This window comes from Chryseobacterium sp. AG844, assembly GCF_003182335.1.
GTDB lineage: Bacteria > Bacteroidota > Bacteroidia > Flavobacteriales > Weeksellaceae > Chryseobacterium > Chryseobacterium cupriresistens.
The window spans coordinates 1-16362 of record NZ_QGTV01000016.1 but is presented as its reverse complement, the minus strand read 5'-3'; the positions used below and the strand labels follow the sequence as shown (position 1 = coordinate 16362).

13 protein-coding genes are annotated in these 16362 nt (G+C 35.1%); 4 read left to right on the top strand and 9 right to left on the bottom strand.

From position 1 onward, the window contains the following. Positions 1–4: 4 nt before the first annotated feature. The 3 genes from DEU40_RS15255 (at position 5) to DEU40_RS15245 (ending at position 2092) form a co-directional block, all read left to right on the top strand. Positions 5–1261: a DUF2851 family protein gene (locus tag DEU40_RS15255; RefSeq protein ID WP_110010637.1), complete on the top strand. Its 1257-nt coding sequence runs from the start codon at positions 5–7 to the stop codon at positions 1259–1261. A 93-nt stretch (positions 1262–1354) separates the two neighbouring features. After that, positions 1355–1576 carry a PspC family transcriptional regulator gene (locus DEU40_RS15250; RefSeq protein WP_002981826.1) on the top strand — a complete coding sequence of 74 codons (222 nt, stop codon included), beginning with the start codon at positions 1355–1357 and terminating at the stop codon, positions 1574–1576. Between the two features lie 3 nt (positions 1577–1579). Further along, the gene (locus tag DEU40_RS15245) at positions 1580–2092 is read left to right on the top strand and encodes a GNAT family N-acetyltransferase (RefSeq protein WP_110010636.1); all 513 of its coding nucleotides are present in this window, start codon (positions 1580–1582) and stop codon (positions 2090–2092) included. A gap of 267 nt (positions 2093–2359) precedes the next feature. On the opposite strand, the gene DEU40_RS15240 is transcribed toward DEU40_RS15245, so the two are convergent. The 4 genes from DEU40_RS15240 to DEU40_RS15225 all read right to left on the bottom strand — a co-directional run bounded on the left by DEU40_RS15240 (position 2360) and on the right by DEU40_RS15225 (position 5554). Further along, complete coding sequence (locus DEU40_RS15240; protein ID WP_110010635.1) at positions 2360–3094, bottom strand: SIMPL domain-containing protein; 735 nt, start codon at positions 3092–3094, stop codon at positions 2360–2362. A gap of 75 nt (positions 3095–3169) precedes the next feature. Continuing rightward, positions 3170–3982: a carboxypeptidase-like regulatory domain-containing protein gene (locus DEU40_RS15235; protein WP_228406530.1), complete on the bottom strand. Its 813-nt coding sequence runs from the start codon at positions 3980–3982 to the stop codon at positions 3170–3172. Positions 3983–3999: 17 nt separating this feature from the next. Next, the gene (locus DEU40_RS15230; protein ID WP_110010634.1) at positions 4000–4806 is read right to left on the bottom strand and encodes a hypothetical protein; all 807 of its coding nucleotides are present in this window, start codon (positions 4804–4806) and stop codon (positions 4000–4002) included. A 1-nt stretch (position 4807) separates the two neighbouring features. Continuing rightward, positions 4808–5554, bottom strand: a complete 747-nt coding sequence (locus tag DEU40_RS15225) for a hypothetical protein (protein WP_110010633.1) — start codon at positions 5552–5554, stop codon at positions 4808–4810. A gap of 182 nt (positions 5555–5736) precedes the next feature. Between DEU40_RS15225 and DEU40_RS15220 the strand changes: the two genes are divergently transcribed. Next, positions 5737–8877, top strand: coding sequence for a UvrD-helicase domain-containing protein (locus tag DEU40_RS15220; RefSeq protein ID WP_110010632.1), 3141 nt, complete (start codon positions 5737–5739; stop codon positions 8875–8877). A 433-nt stretch (positions 8878–9310) separates the two neighbouring features. On the opposite strand, the gene DEU40_RS15215 is transcribed toward DEU40_RS15220, so the two are convergent. The 5 genes from DEU40_RS15215 to DEU40_RS15195 all read right to left on the bottom strand — a co-directional run bounded on the left by DEU40_RS15215 (position 9311) and on the right by DEU40_RS15195 (position 15667). After that, positions 9311–9820: a ferritin gene (locus tag DEU40_RS15215; RefSeq protein WP_110010631.1), complete on the bottom strand. Its 510-nt coding sequence runs from the start codon at positions 9818–9820 to the stop codon at positions 9311–9313. 127 nt (positions 9821–9947) lie between these two features. Next, positions 9948–10397, bottom strand: a complete 450-nt coding sequence (locus tag DEU40_RS15210) for a hypothetical protein (RefSeq protein ID WP_110010630.1) — start codon at positions 10395–10397, stop codon at positions 9948–9950. Between the two features lie 187 nt (positions 10398–10584). Beyond that, positions 10585–11583: a hypothetical protein gene (locus DEU40_RS15205; protein ID WP_110010629.1), complete on the bottom strand. Its 999-nt coding sequence runs from the start codon at positions 11581–11583 to the stop codon at positions 10585–10587. Between the two features lie 139 nt (positions 11584–11722). Next, entirely contained in the window at positions 11723–14374 is a 2652-nt protein-coding gene (locus tag DEU40_RS15200) for a 4-alpha-glucanotransferase (protein WP_110010628.1), read from the bottom strand. Positions 14375–14500: 126 nt separating this feature from the next. Continuing rightward, positions 14501–15667, bottom strand: a complete 1167-nt coding sequence (locus DEU40_RS15195) for a T9SS type A sorting domain-containing protein (protein WP_110010627.1) — start codon at positions 15665–15667, stop codon at positions 14501–14503. Positions 15668–16362: the final 695 nt, after the last annotated feature.

Genomic DNA, 16362 nt, shown 5'->3' with positions numbered 1-16362 from the left:
ACTTATGACGGAAAAACTACTTCAATATCTTTGGAACTATAAGGTTTTCAAACATTTTGACTTCAAGGATATTGAAGGAAATTCCGTTGAGATCATCTATTTCGGAAAATGGAACAAAAATGCAGGCCCTGATTTTCTTGATGCTAAAATCAAAATCAATGGTCTAGTTCTCGCTGGAAATATAGAACTGCACGTGCGCTCTTCAGACTGGATTTTCCACAATCATTCCCAGGATCCCAATTACCGCAATATTATTCTTCATGTTGTATTTCAGCACGACATAGACATTCATGAACTTATCGGAAAGCAGGTTCCAACCTTGGAACTTCAAAGTTATATTGATAAAAATATTCTTTGTAAATATCAAAAACTTATGAATGGTAATGAATTTATTGCCTGCGAAAAGATTTTTGATCCGAAAAAAATCCCGGTCAATTTTTATGAAGAAAGTATACTGAAAAAACTGGATGAGAAATCTTCAGAACTTGAACAGAGTTTACATCAATATAAAAATAATTTTGAAGCTGTTTTATTTCACAGTTTTGCCTACTCATTCGGGTTAAAAGTAAATGCTTCTATTTTCCGGCAGATTGCGGAAAGTATAGATTACAGTATTATCAATAAAATACGTCAGAATCCCCTTCAGCTTGAAGCGTTATTATTTGGAATTTCAGGATGGCTAGAGAAACCCCAGGACGGGCAGATGACAATATGGAAAAGAGAATTCGATTTTATCAAGGCAAAATTTTCCATTTCTGATTTAAAATTTCATCCTAAGTTTTTAAGACTGAGACCACCGAATTTTCCAACAATCCGGTTGTCACAATTGGCTGACCTTTACAGGCAGCAGAATTTATTTTCAAAAATCATGGAAGCAAGAAACGCAGAACAGCTGTACACTATTTTCAAATCTGTAAAAGCTTCTGAATATTGGGATTTTCACTTTAATTTCGGGAGTATTTCCAAAGTACAGCCTAAAACACTGAGCCAAGATTTTGTTGATCTTCTCATTCTAAATACCATACTTCCTTTACAATATGCTTATCACAGATATCATAAGGAAGATATTGCAGATGAAATTATTGCGCTTTACAAGACAATTTCCGGAGAGAAAAACACCATCATTACGAGCTGGAAAAAACATGGATTAAAGGTCACCAATGCGTTGGAAAGTCAAAGTCTTATCTATCATTATAAAACCTATTGCGAGCCGAAAAATTGTTTAGCCTGTACTATCGGCTATAAACTCTTGAAAGAATAACCTTATCCGGGCAGTTTTGTCGATCAAAATCTTTGTCAAAAAAATTCCTTAACTTTGATTAATAGATTCAAACTTATAAATAACAATCTGGAAATGCTGAGTAATATTCGTCATAAAATGGAAAGAGAATGGTTTGGTGTACTGACCAGAATGGGAGCCAAGCTGGGAATTCCTGTTTCTAAATTGAGAGTTTTCTTCATCTATTCTACTTTCGCTACAGCTGGATTTTTCTTTCTGATCTATCTGGGACTGGCATTCACCCTTTGGATTAAAGATATTTTCATCACCAGAAGACCGAGTGTCTTTGATTTATAAATTATGAAATTTTTACCGATTACTTCTGCAGAAGATCATAGGGTTCAGGAAATCTATGCTTCATACACCACAACTTTTCCTGTAGACGAACAAAGAGATAAAGATCAGTTTGAAAGTTTATTTACAAATCCTTATGTGGAATTCATGTCTGTTATCCACGAATCGGAAGCTATTGGCTACCTCATCCTGTGGAAGCTGAGCTCTTTTGTTTTTGTAGAGCATTTTGAAGTTTTAGAAGCATTCAGAAGTAAAAAACTGGGATCTCATATTATGAATCATTTATCAGAAAATTACCCACGTATAATTCTGGAAATTGAACCTGCAGAATTGAGCGAAGATGCATCAAGACGGTATTCTTTTTATCAGAGAAATAAATTCAGTCTGATTGATACTACTCATGTTCAGCCGAGCTATGGCGAAGGGAAAAAATCTTTAAACTTATGGCTGCTGGCCAATTATACTCCTGAAAATATAGAGGAAGCCAAAAAAGAAATTCATAACATTATTTATGCTTAAAATATAAAACGCCGGAATAGTCTTCCAGCGTTTTTATTTTCTATTTCTTGACCACAAAAGGCACAAAAGTTTTAAACACTTAAGTTTTTAGAGCAAAACTTTATGCATAATGAGTTCACCTAAGTTTTGTGAAAATCTTTGATTTCAATCTTATGTGAGCTTTTATGAGGTATAATTTTAAACTCACATAACTGCACAAAAGTGTTTTAAAATGAGTCCTTTTGTGACTTTTGTGGTTTTATAAAGTTTATCAGACAACTTTTTCTATTAATTTACTTCGTATTCGAGCTTGATGGTAATACTGGCTTCTTTATCTTTGGATGAAGTATTGAAAGTTCCGCCATAAGAATAATCTTCATTGGAATTAGGTGCTGTAATCTGAATCACACCCATGGTTGCCTTCTTGAGATTCCCGAGACTGCTTCCAGAATTTTCCGCAATTTTTTCAGCACGTTCTTTAGCATCTTTTGTAGCACTGGCAATCATTTCCTGTTTTACTGCAGCCAGCTTGGTGTAGAAATACGCTGGTGAAGAAGAAGTGAATTCAATTCCTCGGTTGATGATTTCGGTAATATTTCTGGAGAGGTTTTCTATTTTTCCCACTTCTTTACTTTCAATAGAAACTTTTTGGGTGAGATTGTAACCGGAGAATTCCCCATGTACATAGTTTCCGTTTGAATCATTATAGCTTCTGAACTGTTTCTGAATATCTACGGAAGAAAACACGATCTCTTTCTGTTGTATCCCTTTTGAAAGCAAATAGTCATTAATTACTTTTCTGTCTGTTGCCAGTTCATCGTAGGCAGATTTGAGATCCACATTATTTTTGGAAAAGCTTCCGGACCAGGTGATCAGATCTGATGTAAACTGTTTGGTTCCTAATCCTGTCACGGAAATGGTATTTTCAGATTTATTCCTGTTTTTAATAGCATTTCCCAAAAAACCGAGACCTACTACAAAACCTAATGCTGCAATAGCTACTGCAAAAATGTTTTTATTCATAAAATGTGTGAATTTGTGTTACCAAAATGGTATCAATTTCTATTCCAATATTTTAAGAATTTATTAACATTTAAATTACTTTTGATCCTGATTTACTCTCTCCAGAAAAAGAGGAACTGTCTCTTCCAGTCTCAGCATAACCCCCGAAAGATTTCTTGCTTTTACATAGGTTCGTACCTGAGGTTTTGCTAAAAATGAAAATTGAATAAATTCTGAAATTCTGTCACCAGGAATTCCGGCTTTGATAAAATATTCATCCTCTATTCTATCCCGAACCCAGACGATATGTTCCTGAAGATCGTCATATCTGTATTGTCTTTTCTGTCTTCTGGCTTTCCCGCTTATCAGATCATATACGCCCTGAACATTCAGGTTTCCCAAAAGTATAGGTAAAAGTACACTTTTTACTTCTGCCGGTTTTTCTCTCATTTTTCCGACCGGCTGCGGAAGACCGACGGCATCTCTCACCTGCTCTCCTTTATCTACTTTAGCAACAATCCGGGAATCTGTTTCCAGATCTCCGGTGAGTTTTTTCACAATTTTGACCTCTCCTACATCCTTCGGAATCTGATAAAGAGTAATAAAGAGTGGCAAATTGATATCATTGGTAAGAACTTTTCTGGAAACTCTTCTGAAATCTTCTTTTACAAATCTTAATTCATCATTAGGATTGGCATCAATAGAAAATATACCTTCAGAATCAGAATATACTTTTTTATCAGTAGACATATTGATAACAATTACTTTACTTAAATTCTCTCCATTGTCATCTACGATTCGCCCTGTCACTTTCTGCTGAGAAAAAATAAAAGTACTGCACAGAAGCATCAGGAAAAGAAAAAATTTTCTCTGTCCGGATGTTTCAATATTTTCAGTAAAATAACCCAACTTCTGATTTTTATATATTATTCTTTAACTCCTTCTAATTTGTTTGTCTTACTATATTCCCCGAAAGCAATTTTAAGTTCATATTCAATGACAGTGATACTAAAATCTTTACGGTATCTTTTCGCCAATGAACGGGTTTTATCGGCATACAGAAGAAATGCATCAATCTGTTCTTCATCCATTCCGTACTTTTTAAGGAACCCCAGATTTACTTCATTCTTAACCCTCCTGAGGAAATCCTGAGTTTCATTGTAATTGGCTTTGGTAACCTTAGGCTGTGCCAGTTTCTTTACAGCATTAAATACGCCAAACAGATTGACCTGCCCTGCATTGAAATCATGACCGGTAAAAGTTTTTGATGTGGCATTATCAGGTAAAGGCTCATTCAGCGGACTTCTCATATAATCATCCATATCTGATTTTAAGGTCTGAAGCTTTCTGGATTCATTATAATGCTGATTATCTTTTGCCAGATTTCCGGTAGGCCGGTACTTAATCCTGACCTCAGGAATCTGAATTTCCATCTTCTTCAGAATAATATTGAAAGGAGTATTGATCTCTTCTTTGGTCAATTTTTTATCAACACGGTAATATCCTTCTTTTACAAATCTGATCTCATCATTTTCTTTGGCTTCGATTTCAAATTTTCCGGACATATCACTTAATACACTTCTGTTCCCTGTGATATTAACAACGAGTACAGGAGCTAAATCAAGGTCATCGCCTGTTATTACCTTTCCTGATATTTTTTGCTGTCCCCACAATCCTGAAGCGGTACAAAAAAGCACTAATAATAAAACTCTTCTGATATATTTTATTTCCATATTATCTTTGAGTTTGCGGAGCACGATAAGATGAAATTCTTGTCAGGACAAAACGTTGAAACCTGTTCAGATCCGCATCACTGCAGAATCCGTATTTCAGGATTTTTTTCCTTTCAAAACCGCCTGCAAAGACATAATAAATAAAATGTTCTATCAGAGGTTTCTCAATTTTAAGATTGGTAAAATAATCATCACCAAGGCTTGCTCTGATGTACTTCATTAAATCTACATCATCCCATTTATCTTTTACTTTCCCAATAGAAAATCCCTGGCCTTTCGGCTGTACAAATTCCCCGGGTTTTGCGGCCAGTATTCTGGGATCTGATTTCTGAGCAATATACCGATCCATCTCTTTGAGCAGTTTTTCAACCTTTTGAGGTTTATTATAAAGTTTTGAATCAATTTTAAGGTTTCCGGTTAGCCCCTGTTTCACTTCCACTTCAGGAATCTGAATAGTCTGGCGAACCATACTTATATTCATCGGAGATTGTGTGTTTTCCTGGGAAACTATTTTGGTGATACGTTCATAACCCGCTTTTATAAAACGAAGTTCATCTCCCTGTCTTCCCGAAATCATAAAATGACCATCCCTGTTTGAAACTACGATCTCATCAGTTCTGATATTGACAACATTCACATCCTGCATTTCAGTACCGTTTTCGGAAATGATTTTACCAAATATATAGCTTTGGGCCTGGGTATGAATAAAAAGAATAAAGGATAAGAAAAAGAATAGTTTAAGTTTCACGGGCTATTTTTTATAAAGCAAAGCTAAAATTATTTTTAATGTATCCCATAAGTTTAACCACAGTTAACGCGTTTTAATATTTCTTTTTGATTTTTACCCTGTAAACTGTTAAATAGCGTAATTAAATTGTTAAAGTTTCTTTTAAATTTTAGCTAACTTGCAGTCTCAATTCTCTTTTAACAATGCAAAATTCTTACACAGTCATCAATGCTTCTGCCGGATCCGGGAAAACCTATGCCCTGGTACAAAGGCTTCTGATGATCTGTCTCCGCTACCCTAATCAGCAGCAGTCGATCAGGAATATTCTCGCGCTTACTTTTACCAATAAAGCAGCGAACGAGATGAAGGAAAGAATTTTATCGTGGCTGGGAAATTTTTCAGCTAAAGATTATGCAGAGAATACGGATCTGAAAAACATCCAGAAAGCATTTGAAGAACAGGGGCTGAAAATTACCATCGATGACCTTCATCAGCGTTCTAAAAAAATGCTGGATTATGTTCTCCACAATTATTCCACACTGAATATCGGAACGATTGACCGTTTTAACTCAAGACTGGTAAGAAGTTTTTCCTATGAATTGGGACTGGCTAAAAATTTTAACCTTGAAATTGAAGCTGAACCGTTTCTGATAGAAGCCGTTGATAAGATGCTGGATCAGATTGGTGAGAATGAGACTATTTCCAATTCTTTCATGGATTATGTAGACTACAGTCTGGAAAACAATGAAAGGATCAATCTTAATAAAAATCTTTATGATTCGGCTAAGGAATTTGTAAAGGATATTCACTATGAGCATCTGAAAAGCAATAAAAGCTTTGACGATGCCAGTTATGAGAATATCAAGAATACGCTTCGTAAAGAGATTGTTCTCAATAAAAAACAGTCCGCAGAGCTTGCCGCAAGTTCTATTGAATTATTCAGATCAAGAAATATTGATATTGAAGATTTTGCCCAGGGTAAAAACGGAATCGGAGGCTTTTTTACTAAGGTTATCGATTTTTATCAGCAGAAAAGAGCTGGTTTTCCTTTCCCTACTACGCAGGAAGAATCTGTTATCAATAATTATAGAAAGGGAGCGTCTTCAAAATCGAAACATAAAGAATCTGAAATTTTCGAAATCCTGGATCAGCTTCTCGACAACAGAATGAAGCTTATCATTCTGTATATTGAAACTCAAAAGAAAGAGAAAGTTTTGTCTGCTCTTCTTCCTTTAAAGGTAAACAAAGATATTCAGGATGAGCTTCAGAAAATTGAAGAAGAAAATGATCTTGTTCTTCTTTCTAAATTTAATATTCTGATCAATGAAAATCTTAGAAATGAACCTTCTGCTTTTATTTATGAAAAAGTAGGTTCACAGTTTCAGCATTATTTCTTTGACGAGTTTCAGGATACGTCAGAACTACAGTGGCAGAATTTTGTTCCGCTGAGAGATCACAGTGTTTCTACAGAATACACGTCATTTACATTGGTGGGCGATCCCAAGCAAAGTATTTACCGGTTTCGTGGCGGCGAAAGCAAACTAATGCTGGATATCATCAACAAAAAAGAATTTTCACCTAAAGAAGCTGATCTTCTGGTATTAAAGGATAACTGGAGAAGTGCCAGAAACATTGTACAATTCAACAATGAACTGTACCGTTTTCATTCTGAAGGATTGCTGGAAGAACATCAGAATATTTTCGGGGCAGATGCTGAGCAAAATCCAAAATCCCAAATGGATGGGCGCGTAAAGGTAAATCTGATCGAAAATCTTACGAATGAAGAATTTTACAATGATACTTCAGAAAGGATGCGGAAAGATATCCAGGAATGTCTGGATAATGGTTTCAAGTTTTCTGACATCACTATTCTTTGCCGTGGAAATTTTGATATTTTCAGTTATTCTCAGAAACTGGGAGCTTTAAAAGTCAGCTACAAGGGAGAAGAAACCAATATTAAAACGATTTCTGATAAAGGCCTTACATTGGAACTTTCCAATACGTTAAAGGCTGTTATTGAATTTCTTCGCTGGGAGCTCAATCCTAAGAATAAACATTGTCTGATCATGATGATGTACCATCTGAATACACTCGGAAAAATTGATATGCTGGATTTCACTTTAGGAATGAAAGAAATTCTGGATATTGAAGGGCATGAAGAAATTCTGCAGTTTATCCAGCAAAAATATTCGCTGCAGCTTAAACAGGATAACTTTCCGAGATTCAATCTTTATAATTTTATTGAATATTATATCAACGAATTTTCTGTTGAAAATAAAGAAACAGACTTTTTACTGAACTTCCTGGAAATGCTTTTCAACTTTACGCAGAACGCAGGTGCCAGTACCAAAGAGTTTCTGAAATACTGGGATGAAGAAGCTTCTTCATACACTATTCAGGCTTCGGAAAATATCGAGGCTGTCCAGATTATGACAATCCACAAGTCTAAAGGACTGGAATTCCCGATTGTTTTTATCCCAATGATGAACAAAAACCGGGACAGTGAGTTCACCAACTGGTTTGACACGAATGAAAATGAAGCTTTAAAATCGGTCAACATCAATCAATTCAGTAAAAACCTGGAAGCTTATGATGATGAAATTCTGTTTTTCAACACAAAGAATTCTTATAAAAACCTGATCGACAGATTATGTCTGCAATACGTAGCTACCACCAGACCTGTTGAACAGCTGTTTTTCTATCTGCAAAAGGCAAATAAGACCTCTAATAATCTTGAGCTTCTGGAATTCCTTCAGACAAAAAATCCTGAACAGGCTGACGAGTTTGATGTTTACCCGGTGAATCCTGAAATGCTGAAGAAATATTCTAAAGATAAAAGCTCTTCTTTTAAAACCCAGAATATCCAGAACCTGAAGAATGTTAATGAGAAAAGTACATCCATCAAAATTGCTACGCCGTCTAAAAATTATCAGGTACGAAATGAAAAGGTAAGAATCGGGCTTTTTGTGCATGAACTTTTATCGAAGATCAATACAGAAAGAGATATAGTGAAAGTATTGGACGGTTATGCTTTGGAAGGGCAGATTACACTGGAGGAAAAAAATGAAATACAGATTACATTACAGGAAATTGTCAGAACGTATGCAGAATTTTTTGATGAAAAATGGGAAGTAATCAACGAAAAAGATATCATGATTTCTGAAAGAGGAGAAAGCCATATTTTCAGGCCAGACCGTATTTTAAAGGGTGAAGAAGGTTATATAATTGTAGATTTCAAAACCGGTGAACCAAAAGCGAAAGATGAAGCGCAGGTAGAAGGATATAAAAACATTCTTGAACGTCTGGGCAAAAAAGTACTAAAAACTCAGATCATTTATCTGTAATCTGAAGATTTACAAAACATTACTGTAACAATTTTTCGCAAAAATTGTTCAAATATAAAAAGGTTTTAGTATTTTTATTCTAAGACGAGTACAATCATACAGTCTTTGATTATATTTTGTTTTACAACTAACCAACCATGAGAATATACTTGAACTCCTTTTTTATAAGCCTGATTATCATGTTATTTACGACAGTGGTCACTTACAATATTGTTGATTGCTTAGACCCGCCCGTTACCCCAGATGACCACCATTTTGGGCCCGCTGAAAATATTGCCAACTCTTTATTTCTAAGTTTTGTATTGGGAGCGGTGGTTTTTATTTCCGCTGTGAGAATTCAAAGGCGGCCGCATAGGAAATAATTCTTTTATCATAACAAAAAAACCGCTATTCTTAAAGGATAACGGTTTTATATTTTGAAAAATTTTCAATCTTAAGCAGTTGTATCAGGAGTAAATACTCTCTGTGACAATTCCTGATCAAAAAGGTATAATGCAGATGGATTATCGCATACCATTTTGATTTTTGTTACGTATTGAGAAGCACTCGCTTCTTCTTCTACCTGTTCGTTGATAAACCACTGCAGGAATGATGTTGTTGCGAAATCTCCCTCGTCGTTTGCATTTTTTACAATATTGAAAATACTTTTAGTTACGACTTTCTCATGTGCTAATGCTTTCTCAAAAATATCCGTTGCGTTTTCGAACTCATGTGGAGGTTTTGGAATTTCTCCAATGATAATTTCTCCTCCTACATCATTCAAATAATCAAACATTTTATCTGCGTGCATCAATTCTTCTTTGCTCTGTACTCTGAAATAGTTGGCAATTCCATCCAGATCTTTTCCTGAAAACCATGCAGACATTGAAAGATAATATTGAGCGGCGTATTGTTCGTGGGCAATTTGTTCGTTAATTAATTTTGCAATTTTTTCGCTAACCATACGTATTAAATTTATAGTCAAAAATAGGGAATAAAAGCCCTACATCAAAAGTTTTAAAGAAAATTAATACAAAAAGGATGGAAAAACATCCACCCTTAAAACATTAAAAAACTAAAATTACAAACTGTTATTTTACTTCAGCAGTTCCTGTATTCATCGGCTTTTTCATCATTCTTCTTTCTTTCATAGCCATCTTCATTTTCTCTGCTTTAGCTTTTCTGTCAGCCTGCCATTTATCATATTGATCAGGAGTAAGGATTTTTTTCATATCAGCATCCATTTGTGCTCTTTTGGCGTGCATTTCCTGCATCTTAGCTTGTCTGTCTGCCTTATGTTTGTCAAACTCTGCCTTCATTTCCGTTTTTCTTTTATCCTGGAGTACCTTTATCTGAGCTACCTGAGAAGCATTAAGATTAAGGTCTTTTTGCATCTGGTCTAAATGTTCCTGTTGTTTTTGCTCCATTCTCTGCTTCATTTCAGCAGTTCTTGCATGTTTGTCCTGCGGGATTGTAGTTTGTTGTGCCATTGCAAAACTTCCCATTCCGATAAATGCTATTGCTAAAACTAATTTTTTCATCTTTTTAAAATTTAATTAATTGTTATTTTGTTATTATACCTTTTTGATAATGAATTAAAACACAAGTTAAATTAACAAATTCATAAATAATGTTAAATTTTAACAAAAACAAATTAATAAAACAACAAAAAAAAGGACAGATTATAAAAACCTGCCCTTCACACCACTTAAATATAATATATGAAAATTAATTCTTTACTAAACTGCCTCTAAAACCACCACCGTTATTTCCACGGTTTTCCTGTCTAGGTGCAGAACTTTCAGATCTTTGTCTGAAGCCTCCTCCATTGTTTCCTCTGAAGCCGCTATTGTTTTCTCTTTTAGGAGCTTCTCTTCTTACTTCACTATTCCCTCTAAATCCGCCACCATTATTATTTCTGAAGCCTCCGTTATCATTATTTCCTCTGTTTCCTCCATTGTCAGAATTTCCCCGGAAGCCGCCTCCGTTACTGTTTCTGAAACCACCACTATTGTCATTTCTGAAACCGGAATTATTGTTATTTCCGTTATTTCCACGGAATCCTCCTGAATTTCCATTGTTTCCCGTGTTTCTGAAACCGTTGTCCGGTCTGCTGCCTCTTCTGATAATATCAAAAGTAGGATTATCCATTCTGTGGAATCTTGAGCGGTCTACCCTGTAAACGTTGATATTAATATTTCTATATCTTGGCATTACCGTATATCTCGGTACGTAATACGTTCTTCTGTAATTCTGGAAATATACGATTGGGCTGGAACCTCTGTAGTAGTTATTCTGGAAAACCACAAATACTCTTGGTCCTAAAATTCTCTCCAATGCATAAAACCTGTCATAGTACCATCTGTCCGGATTATATCTGTAGAAATTATTCCATGCTGTGAAACTTACAAACAGATTATTCAATCTCATAATCTGGTCTACCTGCCATCTGCTTAATCTGTTCTGTACGAAAAATCCGTTCCAGTCGATATTGATAATACTTCCTCTGTAGTCGTTATAATAGCTTTGGTAATAATTACTTGGATAATAATCCTGAGGATAATTGTAATAATAATCATCAGGGAAATAATTTCTATCATCTTGGTCACTGTAATAACCTCCATCATTCTGATAATAACCGTCATCATCCCAACCATTATTCGGATATTGCTGAGCAGACGTCAAAACGCCCAACCCAAAAGCTAATCCCAAAAATATTTTTTTCATCTTTATAGTCGTTAATTGGTTAATATATAGCAGAATATCTTAATTCTATCTTTTTGATACAAATAAAAAAAAGAAGTTAAATCATAAGATTAAACTTCTTTTAAAATATTTTTAACTATCTGATAATCAAGTGTAAAATTTACGCTCTTCCGCTATCTTTTATCCAATGTGCAATTTTTTTGTTGAAAGAGGTTTTCTCTTTCAGATCTTCAAGTTTTATATGCATTCTGTAACGCCAATAATGTGGAAAAACCGCCGGATTATTGATTCTTTCATTGTCCATTTTCTTATTGGTAAGCTCAGTATCTGTTGCCAGAAATTCCTGCATCGGGAAAATAGCAAGCATAGCCTCATTATACAAATGCTGCTTCATAATGATTTCAGCAAGGTGGGGATTGAGATCTTCAGGTGCCTTTCCGTATTGTATCAGCTGTTGATTGTAATATTTCTGTGTCAATACAGGATCTTCTTTCCACCACTGTCTCAACGTTGAACTGTCATGGGAAGAAGCTGTCACTACATTCATATAGTTTGCATTCTTAGGATTATAGAACGGAATATTTTCAGAAGGCATTCTTTGTACTTTCAATGCTATGATGGCCAATTCGTCCATTACAACAGGTACACAGGCAGGAACCATTCCTAGGTCTTCACCGCAGATCAGCATTTTGGTAGCATTCAGGATAACCGGAAGTTTCTCCATGGCTTTTTCAAACCACAAGCGGTCCTGTCTTCTGAAGAAGTAGTCGTGGTAAAGGTCATATATACTTTTCTGTTCCGATTCGGGAAGGTATTGATAAGACTCTGTATTGTAAACATTAAATCTGGGATGGTAAACCGTCTTCCCATTTCTTTCTTCCGGTAAAAACAAAACATTGGCACAAAGGGAAATCAATTTCTCTTCAATAGATCCGTATGATTTTTTTTTAAAGAAGTCAACGAGTTTTCTCTGGGTATTAAATTCTTCTTTAAAAGCATAGGTACCATCTTCATTACGGCTCATCAACTCAAGAGCTTTTGCACTTTCTTCTCCAAAATAATCCCATAAGATCTTATTGTTGATAAAAGGCTTACAATACCTGTCAAAATTAAACGGAATCTGCCAGGCCTTGAATTCATCCAAAACAATTGGAACCGCCGGGTAAAAGTATCCTAAAATCCCTTGTACAGCAGAAACCGGCATTCTCCATATTCTGAAGAATCCCAAAATATGATCGATTCTCATGGCATCAAAATACTGTTCCAGTGCTTTGAACCTGTTTTTCCACCATTTATAATCATCTGCTTTCATAGCTTCCCAATTATAAGTCGGGAACTCCCAGTTCTGTCCCAATTCAGTAAACTGGTCAGGTGGTGCTCCAGCCTGAAAATCCATTCCGAATAGTTCCGGTTCTGTCCAGGCTTCTACAGAATATCTGTAAATACCAATGGGAAGATCTCCCTTCAACGAAACTCCCAGGTTATGGGTATAATCAACAGCATCTTTCAGCTGTACATGTAACTGATACTGTACCCAGGCATGAAGCATTGAGATATCATAGTCTTTATTCTTCGTTGTAAAGAACTGCGAAATCTTTCCTGCAATATATTTTTTGTGAGTTTTCCACTCGTTGAAATTAGGTGTTTTATATTTGTCTCTCAAAACACAGAATGCAGAATAAGGAACAAGCCAGTATTCATTATCCTTGATGAATTTCTTGAAATTTCTGTCTTTATAAATTTTGTCTTTTTCTTTGTTGAAAACGGCTGTAAGATATTTCCACTTGCCTTCAATCATCTTTTCATAATCGATCAGATCCAAAGAGTTTAATTTCTCTTTTTCAGACAGATAGTCATCAACTAATTCTTTCGGTAAAGAATAATCAAGGTTTTCTAAAGAAATATACTGTGGATGCAGCGCATAAACAGATACTGCTGCATATGGATAAGAATCTGTCCATGAATAATTGGCGGTTGTATCATTGATCGGAAGAATCTGGATAATTCCAAGACCGGTTTCTTTCGTCCAATCCGCCAGTTTTTTAATATCTGTAAATTCTCCTACTCCAAATCCATCCTCACTTCTCAATGAGAATACAGGAATTGCGACACCGGCATCATGGTACATCTGATATCCCTTAAACCTAAAATAATGATTGGAAACTACCTGCAGCACATCACTCAGCGGATTGGCAACTGTAAATCTGTTTTCTCCCGTTTCTACATCTATAACCCTGTTTTCTTTCGTATCATAAATACAATATTTAAACTGGATAAATTCATTCTCCGGAATTTCAACAGAAGTTTCCCACATTCCAAAATCTGTCTGATTAAGATGAACAACTTGGTCATAGCTCCAGTTTCCCAGTGATGCTGTGCTTCCGAAAAGAACAATCCTCCAATCCTTATTATAAATAGGGGCTTCTATTCTGAACAGATGGGTATGCTTTTTTAAAACTGTAACTTTTTCGGGAATAAAATCGTGCAGTTTATTGTAAAGGATTTTATTATTTAAATAATTCTCAGGAAAGTTTTTGTTATTCCATTCATCAAAAATGATAAATTCCTTATAATTATGTGGAAAACTCAAATGATGTCCCACAAATTCTTCTCTTAATACATTTCCTCTTTCATTCACCACCCGGTAATGATAAGAAATGAGTTTTGAAAAATAGTCTACTTCGCATTTCCATAAACCATTCTCCGCATAAAACATAGTATGGACATGTACGGTATTCTCGTCTTCACCAAATACCAGCTGCAAATTTTCTCCAGCATTTACAATATATCCTACATTAAAGTATAGTTTCATCTATATTTTTTTATAAAAGTACATTTTAATATCGAAAAATAAAACTTATTGGATATCAAATAATCATTAAAAAACCTTCTCAAAATAATTTGAAAAGGTCTTTATATGCTAATTTATAGCACTCTATTATCTTGTAACTAAAATCTTTTTATTGAATATAACTTTCCCTGATTCATCAGCAATATTTACAATATACGCTCCCGTTACCAATCCTTTAAGGTATACTTTTTCGTCCATTGAGCCATTTTTCACCGATAAGCTCTGAGTCATTACATTTTTACCTGCCATATCAAAAATGTTCAGTTTAATGGCACCTTTTAAATTATTATTAACATGAACGTTGATATAGTGTTCATCAACTCTTGTCGGATAAATATCAAGATTAGCAGCCAGAGTATTTACTGTTGAAGATTTATCATTAGCAAAATATTTACTTGCCAAATCGTAAATATGAAGCCCCTGTTCTCCCGGAAGCTGTTTAGCCTGCAAAGTTGTCAGATCTACCTCGTATAAAGCACCTCCCTTTGCACTTGCTATTACCACTTTCCCCTGAGCATTTACAGCAGAACCATTTACGGAATAATTATCAGGAATGCCAGCAATTTTACCTATAAATTGCGCTTTTAAATCTTTAGTCAGAACTTTGAAAACATTTCCTGAAGCAGCAAAAACATAGAAGTTATTATCTGCATCAGCAATCATATCACCGCCAAAACCAGTTTCCATAGCCGTAAAAGAATTTCTTCCGTTAGAAGGGTCATCTTTAATAATTCCAAGATCAGTCACAATGTATTCTTCTGCTTTTTTGCTGATTTCCAAAAACTGTGTCCCCGCATTATTAACAGCATAGATGTTACCGTTATATCCGGTTGCCATTCTGGTAATATGAGAATTAATATCACATGATGATACTCTTGCCACCTTATTTTCCACTAAAGTAATTTCCTTTGTCTTCGGATTCAACACATAGATATTCGAAGAAAACATAGGCATGTATACCAGATTATTGTTCGAAGAATCATAGGCAAGAGCTGCTAATGTTACAGATTGAGAATGATTGTAAGAATTTTTGTCTTCTGCTACAACACCTTTTCTTGCTTGGGAAAATACGTTTGATGAAGATTCAGCAGTAAAAAGCTTCTCTCCTGAAGTTCCATTAGTGCCATCAATTGCACGAAAATCATTGAATGTAATACTTTGGGTATCTTTTCCTGTAATCGCAAAGAAATCCTGTTGTGCTTGCGCATTTATGCCTAACACCAGTAAAAATAGAGGGAATAAATGTTTTTTCATAGTATATATTTTTAGATTCGTAACTGTTTTTACCTTACTAAGTTACACAATTTTAAATTACAAAAACAAAAATCTCCGGTAATTGAATAAAGTTGGTCACAAGTTAAAAACTATCACTATACTAAAGACGTTTGGCTACTCAATTATTTCTGTTGATCAGCATATACAAACATCAAAAATTCTGGAGCTGTTTCCCGCTATCCATTCATACTCCTCGCGCCCATGCACTCCCACGCTCCACCACATTCACTCCAACCCAAGCTGCGGGGTAACCATTTCTATCGGGGCTAGGATGATGAATAAATCATCAATGATAAATTATAAATGATGTAATGAAGTCCGGGATACGGATTCCGTGGTTATCTTTTCCAATGGTGTTATTGGTTGCAATGGCGTCTTTCTTTTTATTTGTGCCGCTTCTTTCTTACTGTGTCATTCCGCAGGAATCCAGCCTACTTTATTAGAGTCTTTAGGATTCCTTTAATTCAGACGATATGATACTGTGTTTTATGACAATTAAGACATACATAGTTGGTGAATGATGAATAACCATGTATTACTCATTACTCATTACCCATTGCTCATTACTTATAAGCTTAACTTGGGTATAAAACAAAAAAATCCTTTATCACAATGATAAAGGATTTTTTAAAAATAAAATAAAAACTGGCGGCGGCCTACTCTCCCGCGTTAGC

Bases quoted from the DNA above. Each gene is read 5' to 3' on its own strand.
- DEU40_RS15255 (WP_110010637.1), top strand. From the start codon at position 5: ATGACGGAAAAACTACTTCAATATCTTTGGAACTATAAGGTTTTCAAA.
- DEU40_RS15250 (WP_002981826.1), top strand. From the start codon at position 1,355: ATGCTGAGTAATATTCGTCATAAAATGGAAAGAGAATGGTTTGGTGTA.
- DEU40_RS15245 (WP_110010636.1), top strand. From the start codon at position 1,580: ATGAAATTTTTACCGATTACTTCTGCAGAAGATCATAGGGTTCAGGAA.
- DEU40_RS15240 (WP_110010635.1), bottom strand. From the start codon at position 3,094: ATGAATAAAAACATTTTTGCAGTAGCTATTGCAGCATTAGGTTTTGTA.
- DEU40_RS15230 (WP_110010634.1), bottom strand. From the start codon at position 4,806: ATGGAAATAAAATATATCAGAAGAGTTTTATTATTAGTGCTTTTTTGT.
- DEU40_RS15220 (WP_110010632.1), top strand. From the start codon at position 5,737: ATGCAAAATTCTTACACAGTCATCAATGCTTCTGCCGGATCCGGGAAA.
- DEU40_RS15215 (WP_110010631.1), bottom strand. From the start codon at position 9,820: ATGGTTAGCGAAAAAATTGCAAAATTAATTAACGAACAAATTGCCCAC.
- DEU40_RS15210 (WP_110010630.1), bottom strand. From the start codon at position 10,397: ATGAAAAAATTAGTTTTAGCAATAGCATTTATCGGAATGGGAAGTTTT.
- DEU40_RS15205 (WP_110010629.1), bottom strand. From the start codon at position 11,583: ATGAAAAAAATATTTTTGGGATTAGCTTTTGGGTTGGGCGTTTTGACG.
- DEU40_RS15200 (WP_110010628.1), bottom strand. From the start codon at position 14,374: ATGAAACTATACTTTAATGTAGGATATATTGTAAATGCTGGAGAAAAT.
- DEU40_RS15195 (WP_110010627.1), bottom strand. From the start codon at position 15,667: ATGAAAAAACATTTATTCCCTCTATTTTTACTGGTGTTAGGCATAAAT.